Below are 13,322 nucleotides of genomic sequence, written 5' to 3' on the forward strand. Positions count from 1 at the left end.
CAAAGATGGCAAAAGCATTTTCTATGAAATGAAGACTTTACATTCACCCATTCCCAACAATCACCGAAACCTCCCCATATTTAAAATGGAACGGGGCAACATTACTATAACTATCCGGCACTTCCGCATTAGCAACAGTTGTTATAAACTTCAACGCACTGGAAGGCTGCTCAAACAACATAATAATATCAGAACCGCCAAAAGCAAAATACCCAAACTCCTGGCCCTTCACTACCTGCTGTCCCTGCAATTCACTGGTATACATATTTACAGATGATACCTGCGCCATACCAATAGGAGCTACCACTACTTTACCGATGCTGGTATCACCCGTATCTATAATGAGAATACCTCTTGCCTGCGTAAACTCATACCCATCATCTGAGCTATCAGGAGCATCGAACTGCCCTTCACTGATATTTACAGCGAGGTAGACATTACCGGGAACAGCGTCGAGGTAGAGCACCTTACCGCTTACGGGCGTATGAAAACGGTGATAGTCAAACGGACTTAAAAAATAATGAACAAAAGTGCCATTATTGAAATAGCTGGCATACTGACTGGCATCTGGCCCCAGCAGTTCACTCACGGTACCTATACTATGTGTTTGCTTTAACACTACTTTAGTGGCACTGCCATCATTATCCAGCACATTACCATTAGCATCGATATTATATAAAGCTTTAAACGTACAATCTGCCGGAGAGGTGACAATGGTATTGTCACCAGGATTAGCGACAGGACGCATAGGAGACCCATCCGGTTCAGTAGAATTCAGCTGCCTGTAAAAGAAAGTATTGAACGAATTCCAGTTCGGCGCATCATCAGAATAATCCGGGAGATTGTACTCAGGATCATTCTCGAACGACTGCAACGTTTCCGGTGTCAGTGATTCCGGTGTGTTCAGAAACTCTCCCCACGAATCAGCATACTGGTCCAGCCATTTTGCAAAAGAAAAATTGTTGATAGCGCTGGTATAATCCTGAAGAGTAACGCCGTTATATGGCTGATCTACCAGCCAGTAGAAATGACATAGCCGGTCATATACTTCCTGACTATAACCATTCTGGCTATTGGTATTCTTCCACGGATCATAGTTAGGATCTGTGTTCTCACTGGGTATCACCTGCTCAAAATTCTGGAGATAGATGATGTATTCAGCCGGCGTTACTGGCCAGCCATAGGAAGAATAAAGTTCATTCAACGCTTCATATAACGCAGGATCAAGCGTGCTCTTTGCATTGGTATTTGCAGCTATCAGCGATGCGGTCAATGCCGCTGCAAAAGCAGGGTCCTGGTCAATCTGGTTCTGGAGCACAACGATAACGTCGTTGGAAGAAATTGAGGTTACTGAGATCATGGTTTTGAGGTTTTGAGTTTGAGGGTAAATAATTAGTAGGGGCTCGGTCTGTCGGTTCTATCAGTATCATCTTTAAGATACCTAAGTTAGGGTATTAAATGCTATTCGGCGGAGTTAAATTTTTAATCCTGTCCCATGCACCAGCCTCACCTGTTTGTCCATACTAGCCTGATCAGTTACAAACATCAACATACTACGTAACCATTCCTGTTATCTGGTAAAATACAATTTGAAATGGTTAAAATCCGGACGTACAGTTAATGAAAAATATCTATATTTGCATTGTAAAGAGTAAAGAGTCTGAATCGCTGCTTTTTGAAAACCTTTAATAAAAGAACCATAACTCTCAACGTAGTATAACCATTAAAATGAACTTGTTTCCCGGTATGTAATTGATACGAACCCTGACCGTACTGTATCTTGTCAGACCATATTATTTCATACCCATTTATTGCAGATGAACACATAACCCGGTAAGGACTATACGCCCTCATCAGGAATACCTGTGCCTCTGAAAAGAAAACCTGTATATCTGTTTTTTATTGTTCACCCATTCATAACAATTTAAGCACAACAACATGTTTAAATTTACACTCACATCTATCCTTGTGTCCTGTAGTACACTCGCGGCCCTGGCGCAAAGCAATATCGCGCCCCAGGCAACGTCAACTACATCCTATGTTTCTTCGTGGGAAACCATCGCCGCGCTGAATGATGGTTACACTCCTGCAAACTCGAACGACAAATCCCACGGCGCCTACGGTAACTGGAACAATCCGAACTCAACTCAATGGGTACAGTATGATTGGAGCCAGACGTATAAAATTACTTCTGTAGAAGTATACTGGTTCAACGACGGTGGTGGCGTTCTCACCCCAACCACTGCTTACCTTGATTCGTGGAACGGTACTGCATGGGTAAGAGTAGGTAACGTGCCTCTGCAAACAAACGCATTCAACACACTGAGCTTTGATACAGTAAGAACAACCCGCCTACGCGTATCTATGCTCAACACAACTCAATCCACCGGCCTCCTGGAATGGAGAGTAATAGGCTCCGTACAGTCAACCGGCGGTGGCAACGGTGGGGGAGGTAACGGCAGCGCATACACCTGGCCTGCGTATTCTCCAACCATCTCTTACGATTTCAGAAGCGAATACCCAAGCCTGCAAACACCACAACAGGTGCTGAACGATTGTCCGCAGGTTGTAGGTACTCAGTCTTCCGACTGGTGGACATTCCGCTGGGGACCAAAAAAGAAATCCGTAGTTACATCTGCTGCTATCACTCCCATGCTGGCCAGGATGAATAAAGACTTCGCCTACTTCCGCGATACTATGGGATGGCCACCTGACCTCAGAGCAAGAAGCGGATATAAGAGCGCTGTTTACCTGTATGGTTCAGGTCTTTGCACCGACCAGGCAGATAGCACAGAACTTGGCGGATGGCAGAGCTCCATCTACTACAACGGTAAAAGCTGGCCAATGGTACTGGCTTCTTACTATCCCGTATATGCCTTCGATCCTGCTTTCAAAGGCAGCGACGCTGAATTCCAGAAAAGCGCAATGGTACACGAAGGTATCCACGCTATGATCGCTGACTTCCCCGGCGTTAAACAATCTGCATGGTTCCATGAAGGCGGTAACGTTTGGTTCCAGCAGACAGCTGACGCTAAAAGATCAGGTAACTATAGCTCTATGGGCTTCCTGAACGGTACCGATTTCATCGCTCCGTTTATGCCTATTGAATGTTATTCAGGCTGGTTGCAGGACGGTAGCTTCGGCGGACCATCAGCAGAAGGCGTGAACATGTTCAACGGCGGACAACAGATCTGCACCTGGCGCCGCTTCCTGGGCGGTCACCAGTACAGCTCCACATTCCCTACCTTCATCGGCAACACCCTGGGAGATAACGCAGTTCCCTGGATCTGGAGAAACGCGCCTACACGCGTACTGGCCGGTATCGCAAGCGGAATCGGAGATGCCCAGATGCGCAGGCTCATTATCGAATACAGGTCTAAAATGGCAACGGTCGACTTCGGCAAATGGAAAAGAGCAGCTGTTGCTCTGCTGGACGACAACTTCGGTTCCTCCATCGGCGCAGAATGGCAGCCTTCCTGGTTAAATCCTGCTCCATGGACAGCCACTCCATATGTTAAAACTACCAACAACGGCGGTACACTGACTCCGGATACACTTACCCTGCCAGGTTGGTCTGGTTCCAACCAGATCCCGCTGACCGTAAGCGGTAATACCGTTACCGTAAACTTCCAGCCTATCGGTGCTAACATGACCTGCCAGCTGGTATACTGGACTGCAAACGGTACTCCTGTTTACAGCGGGTATGTTTCCTCCGGCAACCTTACATTAAATCTTACTTCCACTCCTGCAGGCAACGTAGTGATCGCAGTTATCACAAACTCTGACTACATCTACGAAGGAGAAGCTACCAGGAAAAGAAAGTACGATTACCGTTTGCAACTGGTTACAGGCGTTACCGGCACTGCAAGCATCAATACCAAATGGTACAGGGCTGCACTGAATGCTGCTGCAAGACTGGCTGGTGCCGATGCTGAAGAAGGCCGTGTAGGTATGGACTGGTCTTTATATTGTAACCAGCCTTTCAACGGACAGGCAAGACCTGAAGAATATAAAGTGGCATATGCTGAACCTCAGTTCCAGCTGTATCCTAACCCTGCTATAGGAAACACTACAGTTCAGCTGCGCTTTAAAAATCCAAAAGCTGAAAGAAGCCTGATCTCTGTATTTACGCTGGATGGTGAACTGGTATTCCAGGCGCTTTCTACTAGCGAGACTTATAACATGAATTCTAAGAAACTTGCACCGGGTGTGTATCTTGTGAAAATATCAAATACCGCAATAAACGCTACCCAGAAGCTGGTTGTACAGTAATTCATAACTGGCCGCAGGCCCAAATACCGGGCCGCAGGCCAAAAAATCTTCTCTCAAAAACAGGGTTTTGCCGAAGGCGAAACCCTGTTTTTTGAGCAGTTTCCCCCCTGCCCACAATGCCCATCCCCCCAATTCGATAAAAAGTTGTTATTTTAACGCCAAATAGGGGCCCGAATGCGGTGGACAATGTTATTATTTATGACCATCATCACCAATGGTCTTTTCGCAGCTGAAGAACCTGTGAGATATCTCAGTATTGAAAGTGGGCTGTCAAATAACGCGGTATTAAACGTATACCAGGACTACAAAGGCTTCATGTGGTTCGGTACATATGACGGATTGAACCGCTATGACGGCTACAGGTTCAGGATCTACAAAAACAAGATCGGCGATACTACTTCTCTCATAGATAATGCTATCTATACCATTGAAGGAGATTCCGACCACCGCTTATGGACCGGTGGCCGCAGAGGTATCTGCATCTTCAACCCGGCAAACGAACATTTCACCGTAGCCAGGTATGCAAAGAACGGAGCTCCCGTTCAGGGAACCATTCACATTATAAAGGCAGGCGATAACGGCGTAGTCCTGGCAGGATCTGAGAACAACGGACTACTGCGCTTTGACCGGCATGCCGCTCTCTGCCGCCAGGTACCGGTGAATGGCAGCACCAATTACGAAGTGACCGCCATCACCTTTAACCGCACAAAAACCATCGCTTACTTCTTTGTACAGGAAACAGGCCTCTGCAGCTATGATTGCCGCACAGGAGCTGTCAATATCATCAGCCGGGAATTGAAAAGCGCAAACTGCCTCGAATATGACAGGGACAGCATGCTCTGGGTAGGTACCGACCAGGGACTTTTCAGGTACAACGGCATCTATTCCACCAATTACCTGCATGAGAACAGCAAGATCGTAGACGTCTGCGTTGACCGGGAAGGCATAACCTGGGCTGCTTCCGATGGGGGAGGAGTATTCCTTGTCAGCAACGGCAGGATAATACCACGTAAATACGATCTGAGCAGCAACGCCGTATATTCCATATATGAAGACCGGGAAAAACGTAAATGGATAGGCACCCTCAGAGGCGGAGTGAACATCATCGATTCCCGCCAGAACCCCTTTGAACAACATTCCTTCAACGGAAGAACAGTCGATAATTTCATCCTTTCCTTCTGCGAAGCAAAAGACGGGGATGTCTGGATAGGTACCGACGGCGGTGGCATAAAACGCTGGAACAGGGCCAATAACACCTTCAGAGACTATCACCACAATCCGGCGGTAAGCAGCTCCCTCAGCAGCAACTTCATTACCGGCATGCTGGAAGATTCCAGGGGAGAGCTCTGGGTAACCACCTGGTTTGGCGGCATTAACCGCTATAACAAGAACGGAGACCTGTTCACTCATTACACCTGCTTCAACCCATTCACCCAGGCAGAAGAAAGGAATGTATGGCTGGTATATGAAGACGCCCAGAAAAGACTATGGGCAAGCACTACCAACAATGGTACCCTCTATCTCTTTGATCCCGCCAGGAACACCTTCGATCTTTTCGATAAAGAACTGGTAAATATTCAAAGCCTGACGGAAGACAGCAAAGGCAATCTCTGGGGAGGGAACTACACCTCCCTGATCAAAATAGACCGGGAAAACAAAAAACATCACATTTACCCCATAGGCAACACCGTCCGCGCTATCCACGAAGACAGGAACGGACATCTGTGGGTAGGGACGGAAGGCGGCGGACTTTTACAGTTCGATGCCGCCACCGGCAGGTTCACCCGCTTTACAGAGGCGGACGGACTGCCAGGCAATACCATTCTCCGCCTCCTGGAAGACGATAAAGGATACCTCTGGCTCAGCTCCTTCAACGGCCTGGCCAGGTTCGACCCGGTAAAACATACAAGCAGGAACTTTTCCCATTCCGACGGGCTCCAAAGCAACCAGTTCGCCTTTAACGCCGCCCTGAAACTCAGATCGGGAGAGTTCATGTTCGGAGGTATCAAAGGATTCAATATCTTCCACCCGGACAGCGTCTATGAACGCAACAATTTCTCCCCCGTATTCCTCACAGCCATCCGTATTAATAATACCCCGGCAGAACAGCAGGAGAATTATATTATCAGCCGCTCATTTGACGATATCAAAGAATTACGCATCCCTTATAATAAGGCAGCAGTATCGCTGGACTTTGTAGCACTGGAATACACCTCGCCAGACAAGATCAGCTATTCCTACCTGCTGGAAGGCTGGGACAAAGGCTGGAACGATGCCGGGCAATCCCGTACCGCCAATTACACCCGCCTGCAGGAAGGGACCTATACTTTCAAGCTGAAAGTGACCAATGCCGACGGCAGGTGGGGGGAGGAGATCCATTTACTGAAAATTACCGTACTGCCCCCCTGGTTCCGTACCATCTGGGCATATATGGCATACCTGGCGCTGATAAGCGCCGTCGTTTACCTGGTCATTCAATACAGGGCCCGGCAGGAAAGACTGAAATATGAAATTCAGCTGGCCCACCTGCAAAGCGAGAAAGAAAAAGAGATCAACGAAAAGAAACTCTCCTTCTTTACCAATATCTCACATGAATTCCGTACTCCGCTCACACTGATCATCAACCCTCTCAAAGAGTTGAAAGACAACGCAAAACTGGGCGTTGTGTACCGGAATGCACGCCGTTTACTAAGCCTGGTAGACCAGCTGCTCCTTTTCCGGAGGGCGGATAATGACGAACTGAAGATCACCCGCCTGGATATTGTAGCCCTCTGCCAGGAGGTCTTTCTCTGTTTCAGTCAGCAGGCAGAGATCAGGAACATACAGTACAACTTTATAACATCGGAAGATGAAATAGAAGTCTATGCCGACTTTGAGAAAATGGAGATAGCACTCTTCAACCTCCTGTCCAACGCCTTTAAATTCACCCCCGACGGTGGAAAGATCTCCTGCCAGGTCTCCTATCAGGGAGAAGAGGTAGAGATCATCATGAAAGATTCCGGGACCGGTATCTCCGAAACAATGGGGAATAAGATCTTTGAAAAGTTCCAGCAGGGAGAAAATAACAGCTCCGGTTTCGGCATAGGCCTCTACCTGGTAAGACACTTTATTGAAAATCATAAAGGTACCATCACCTATTCCAGCAAGATCAATGAAGGTACCACCTTCTTCATACGCCTTAAAACCGGTACCGCCCACCTGGACACCTCCCTGCTGAGAGAGGAGCCGGTAAGAAAATCCGCCATTCTCGAAGAGCTGGTGGAAGATGTTTACACCAAACCGGTAAAACAGGCGGCCACCGAAGAGATGGTCACTGAAAAACGCTCCATCCTGCTCATAGACGATAACACCGAGATCCGGAACTACCTCCGGGAGCTTTTTGCAGATAGCTATATTATATATGAAGCAGATAACGGCACCGACGGATTTGACGCCGTCATGAAATATATGCCCGACCTGGTCATCAGCGACGTGCAGATGGAAGGCATGGACGGAATAGAACTATGCCGGAAGATCAAAGAATCTGACATCGTCAACCATGTACCGGTCATCCTGCTCACTTCCTCCTCTGCCGATGAAACCCGCCTGAAAGGGATACAGGGTGGGGCAGACGATTATATCACCAAACCTTTTGACGCCACCCTGCTCCAGGTAAAGGTACAGACCATCATCAGGAACAGAAACCTGTTACAACAATATTTCCAGGAAAGTATCACCCTCAGGAAAAGCTATCTGAAAGTACCGGCAGAATACCAGGATTTCCTGCGCCACTGTATCGAAATAGTGGAAGAGAACCTTGGAAATGAAGATTTTACAATAAAATCCTTCACCCAGGCCATTGGCATGAGCCATTCCAGCCTCTATAAAAAGGTAAAATCTATCTCCGGGCAAACCATTAACGCCTTCATACGTTCTATTCGTTTAAGGAAGGCTGCAGTTTTAATGCTGAAAGAGAACTATACGGTCAACCAGGCTGCCTTCCAGGTGGGTATAGGGGATATTAAATACTTCCGGGAACAGTTCGTGAAACTTTTCGGGATGAATCCTTCTGAATACGTGAAGAAGTACCGGCATTCCTTCAACCAGGATCTGAACGTCATAAAACAGGAAACTTTAAGGGGGTAAAATACGAAAGTACCCCCTTTTTTAAATGATTTACCCCCTCTTCGGGTCCCGGATAACCCCCTAATTTACACCCGTTATTACCACGTAATCTACGCGCAACCAACTAATTGTCAATTTTAAAGGAACGTAACGTTATGAAAAAATGTCTATCAGGGGTAGTGGACGCAATCTCACTAAAGCCGTCACTTCTCTTTCTCCTTTTTTTCCTTTGCCAGACATCTGTACTGTTGGCACAAAAACGAAGTGTTACCGGAACGGTCACTGAGGGAAAAGAAGCTATTCCGGGTGTCAGTGTCCGGGTGAAAGGGACCAATCAGGGTACACTCACCAACAACGAGGGTAAATTTACCCTGCAGGTAGGTCCGGGCGATACACTGATTTTCAACCACCTTTCCTATTCTCCACGGGAAGTAGCAGTAAAGGAAGGGGCTACATTAAATGTGTCACTTATTTCTTCCAGCCAGAACGTGAACGAAGTAGTGGTAGTAGGGTACGGTACCCAGAAAAAAGCTACCCTTACAGGTTCTATCTCTGTAGTAAAAGGGGCAGACATCGTAAAAAGCCCTCAGCCAAACGTATCCAATGCGCTGGCAGGCCGTTTTTCCGGTGTGATCGCCAACAACAGGTCCGGCGAGCCTGGTTATGACGGCTCCAGCATATCTATCCGTGGCCTGGCCACAACCGGTAACAACGACGTACTGGTAGTGGTAGATGGGGTGCCCGGACAGATCGGCGGACTGGAAAGGCTGGATCCTAACGATATCGAAAGCATCAGCGTACTGAAAGACGCTTCTGCTGCAGTATACGGTAGCCGTGCGGCAAACGGGGTGATCCTGGTAACCACCAAACGTGGTAAAACAGGTAAACCTTCCATTAACTACAGCTTCAACCAGGGCTTCTCTTCCCCTACCAGGCTGCCAAACATGGCAGATGCGGCAACTTATGCAACTATCAGGAATGAAATTGCATACTGGGGCAGCCCTACCGGCGGTATGAACCAGGTTTACAGTGCTGACCAGATCCAGAAGTTCAAAGATGGTTCAGATCCGCTGAACTATCCCAACACAGACTGGCAGAAAGAAACGCTGAAAAAAGTGGCTACGCAGAACCAGCATAGCCTCTCCGTAAACGGTGGTAACGAGAACGTAAGATATTTCGTGTCTCTGGGCATGATCAGCCAGAATGGTATCTATAAACAAGGCGTAACAGATTACAACCAGTATAACTTCCGTTCAAATATCGACGCAGACGTTACCAAACGCCTGAAAGTGAGCGTATACCTCAACGGTCGCCAGGAAGATCGTATCTATCCCCAGGCAGGTGCAGGCGATATCTTCCGTTCTATCTACCGTGCTTACCCTACAGTAGCTGCCCGTTATCCAAACGGCCTGCCTACTTCCGGTATAGAGAACAACAACCCTATAATGATGGTAACAGCAGCCGGTGGTACTAACCGCAACCCTACCTCCGTATTCAACGGTATCCTGAAAGGTAGCTATGCTATACCAGGTGTGGACGGACTTTCATTAGACGGATTTTTCTCTGCAGATAAATCATGGAGCTTCTCCAAAAACTTCAATAAGCCTTATGCTGTATACAGCTATAACGCAACCACAGATACTTATGACAAAAAAGTAGTTGGCGGGTCCGGTGGCAACGCAATGTTAACTGTTGCCCAGATGAACAGGTCCATGCTTACATCCAATATCAAACTGAACTACAACCGTAAGTTCGGTAAGCACGATATCGGCGCTTTTGTTGCATATGAGCAGAGCAAAACTTCAATGGACAGCCTTGGGGCCTTCAGAAGGAACTACCTGACAACCGAAACTCCGGAACTGTCCCAGGGTGGCTCCGCTGCTTCAGATAAAGGCAGTGAAGGTAAGAGCTATAACTTTACAAGGAAAAGCTACTTTGGCCGCCTTGCATATAACTATGATGAGAAATACCTCCTGGAAGCACAGGCCCGTATAGACGGATCTTCCACCTTCCCTAAAGGTAAACAGTACGGCTTCTTCCCTTCAGTATCTGCAGGCTACCGCATTTCACAGGAAGACTGGTTCAAAGACCAGGTTAGCTTTATCAACGATCTGAAGATCCGTGGTTCATATGGTACACTGGGTAACGATAACGTAGGCCTGTTCCAGTCGTTCGATAACTATTCTATCAACAGCCAGTACGTGATCGGTACCGCCGCTCAGCCAGGTATCGACCTTACCAAACTGGCCAACCCGAACATCACCTGGGAAAAAGCACAGAAACTGGACGTTGGTATCAACGCACAGGTCCTGAACCACTTCAACCTGGAGTTCATCTACTTCCAGCAAAAACGTACCGATATCCTTACACAACGTAATGCTTCCATTCCTCAGCTGACCGGTATCGTAAACCCGTCTACCGGCGAACCACTGGTACCTGCTGAAAACATAGGTAAAGTGAACAGCAACGGTATTGAAGCTACACTGGGATATAACGGTCGCGCTGGAAAAGACTTCAACTTCAACATCAGCGGTAACTTCACTTACGCAAAGAGCAAAGTTGTTTTCATAGACGAAGCAGCAGGTACACTGGACTATCAGAGAAAAACCGGCAGACCACTGAACGTAGATCTGCTGTATAACGCCATCGGTATCTACAAAACACAGGCTGACCTGGACAAATATCCCCACGTACCTAACGCAGGACTGGGTGACCTGATCTACGAAGATTACAATAAAGACGGCAAGCTCGATGCTAATGACGCTACCCGCACCAAATACAGCAACATCCCTCAGATCACTTATGGTATCCTGATGGGTGCAGAGTATAAAGGTTTTGATCTTTCTCTCGTATTCTCCGGCCAGGCACAGGTAAGCCAGTATGTACTGCCTGAATCAGGCACCATCGGTAACTTCTACAGCAGCTGGGCAGACAATCGCTGGAGCCCTGATAACGTGAACGGTACCTATCCAAGAGTGCCCGAAAGAGCTTCTTCTGCTGTTAGCGGCGGTTTATACAAGAATAATTTCTGGCTGAACAACGCCTCCTTTATCCGTCTGAAGAACGTTGAGGTTGGATATAACCTGAACGCTGGCCTCCTGTCAAGATTAAAGATCTCCGGTCTGCGCGTGTATGCAAATGGATTTAACCTGTTCACTATTACCAAAGTGAAAGATTACGATCCGGAAGGTAACAATGCAAGCGGACAGTTCTATCCTCAGCAAAGGATTATCAACGCAGGCGTGAATGTTAGATTTTAATAGGTAAAAATTCCATCAATGAAAACTAGAAATATTATATATAGCCTTGTTATCGGAGCCGTGACATTTACCTCCTGTAAAAAGAATTACCTGGACGTTGTTCCTACTGACAGGGTTAACGATGTGGCAGTATTATCAGATTCCTCCCTGTTCCAGGCCTATGTGATCAACCGTTATATGGGCGTTAAATTACAGGATAAAGAAGCTGAAGGTACTCCTCCCGGCTTTGGCAGAGGCTTTGAATATGCTATGTGGAGCTCTCTGACAGATGAATCTATCTACAATAACGACGATAATACATGGGTGATCCAGCAGGGAGCACTGGCGCCTGAAAATACAGGGATTGCAGGCACCCTCTGGGGCAGAAGCTACCGCAGTATCAGGGAATGTAACTATGCACTGACCAACATCATGCAGGTGAACATGAGCGAGCTGCTCAGAAACAGGCTGAGAGGCGAACTGCACTTTATACGCGCCTTCCGTTATCATGACCTGATCCGTAACTACGGTGGCGTTGTACTGATGGGAGATAAAGTATACAACCTGGGCGAGAATCTGACAGATCCTGCTAACTTTGTTAAATCATCCCTGGCAGATTGTATGAAATACGCTGTAGCCGAACTGGATTCAGCAGCACAATACCTGCCCGATGCGAACGACGACAGCTGGCTGGCAGGAAGGGCCACCAAAGGCGCTGCCCTGGCACTGAAAGCACGTCTGCTGTTATACGCGGCAAGCCCGCTCTATAACGTAGGTACATGGGCAGATGCAGCCGCTGCTGCAAAAGCTGTAATGGACATGGGCAAATATTCCCTGGTATCAGACTACACCTCACTGTTCATCAACCCGAATCAGACAGAGGCTATCTTCGAAAGACTGTATGTAACAGGTACCCGCCACGTATGTCTTGAAATTGCCAACGGTCCGAATGGTTACGATGCCTGGGCAGGTAATACTCCGTTACAGAACATGGTAGATGCCTATGAGATGAATAACGGTAAACCTATTACCGACCCCACTTCCGGCTATGACGCAGCAAATCCTTACGTTGGCAGGGATAAAAGGTTCTATGCCACTATCCTTTATAATGGCGCTCGCTACAGAGGCGATACCATCAAGGTATATACACCCGGCGGAAAAGATGGCGGCGATGGTCCTTCCAACTGGAATGCTACCAAAACAGGTTACTACCTGCGTAAATTCATGAACGACGCATTTCCTATCATCAGCCCCTGGGACGTAGCCGGATTACAACCCTGGATCTACATGCGCTATGCAGAAGTATTACTGAACTACGCAGAAGCACAGAACGAAGCCGTAGGCCCTGACGCATCTGTATATGCTGCGATCAACCAGATCAGGCAGCGGTCCAGCGTTAATCAGCCAGCTCTGGTTGCCGGTCTGACACAGGCTGAAATGAGAGACGCTATCAGAAGAGAACGTCAGGTAGAACTGGCCTTCGAAGAACATCGTTTCTATGACGTTCGCCGCTGGAAAATTGCAACCCAGACTGAAAATCAACCTGCTTACGGCATGGACGTGAAAATTGTGAACGGGGTAACTACATATACCCGTAAAATAGCACTGAAAGACCGTAAGTTCGAAGAGAAAAACTACTGGCTGCCTATTCCAAGATCTGAGATACTGGCTTCCAACAATCAACTGGAGCAAACTACAGGATATTAA

Annotated in this window: 5 protein-coding genes; 4 read left to right on the forward strand and 1 reads right to left on the reverse strand. The window is 47.6% G+C overall.

Going from position 1 to position 13,322, the window contains the following annotated elements:
- Positions 1-43: 43 nt before the first annotated feature.
- Positions 44-1,360, reverse strand: coding sequence for a phosphatidylserine decarboxylase (locus GO493_RS28615; RefSeq protein ID WP_157309672.1), 1,317 nt, complete (start codon positions 1,358-1,360; stop codon positions 44-46).
- A gap of 578 nt (positions 1,361-1,938) precedes the next feature.
- On the opposite strand from GO493_RS28615, the gene GO493_RS28620 reads away from it, so the two are divergent.
- From GO493_RS28620 to GO493_RS28635, 4 genes are all read left to right on the forward strand, one after another.
- Positions 1,939-4,272, forward strand: coding sequence for a T9SS type A sorting domain-containing protein (locus tag GO493_RS28620; RefSeq protein ID WP_157309673.1), 2,334 nt, complete (start codon positions 1,939-1,941; stop codon positions 4,270-4,272).
- Between the two features lie 174 nt (positions 4,273-4,446).
- On the forward strand, positions 4,447-8,397 hold the full coding sequence (locus GO493_RS28625) for a hybrid sensor histidine kinase/response regulator transcription factor (protein ID WP_157309674.1): 3,951 nt from the start codon (positions 4,447-4,449) through the stop codon (positions 8,395-8,397).
- 134 nt (positions 8,398-8,531) lie between these two features.
- Positions 8,532-11,636 carry a SusC/RagA family TonB-linked outer membrane protein gene (locus tag GO493_RS28630; RefSeq protein ID WP_157309675.1) on the forward strand — a complete coding sequence of 1,035 codons (3,105 nt, stop codon included), beginning with the start codon at positions 8,532-8,534 and terminating at the stop codon, positions 11,634-11,636.
- Between the two features lie 18 nt (positions 11,637-11,654).
- Positions 11,655-13,322: a RagB/SusD family nutrient uptake outer membrane protein gene (locus tag GO493_RS28635; protein WP_157309676.1), complete on the forward strand. Its 1,668-nt coding sequence runs from the start codon at positions 11,655-11,657 to the stop codon at positions 13,320-13,322.

The organism is Chitinophaga tropicalis, from assembly GCF_009758205.1.
Lineage (GTDB): Bacteria > Bacteroidota > Bacteroidia > Chitinophagales > Chitinophagaceae > Chitinophaga > Chitinophaga tropicalis.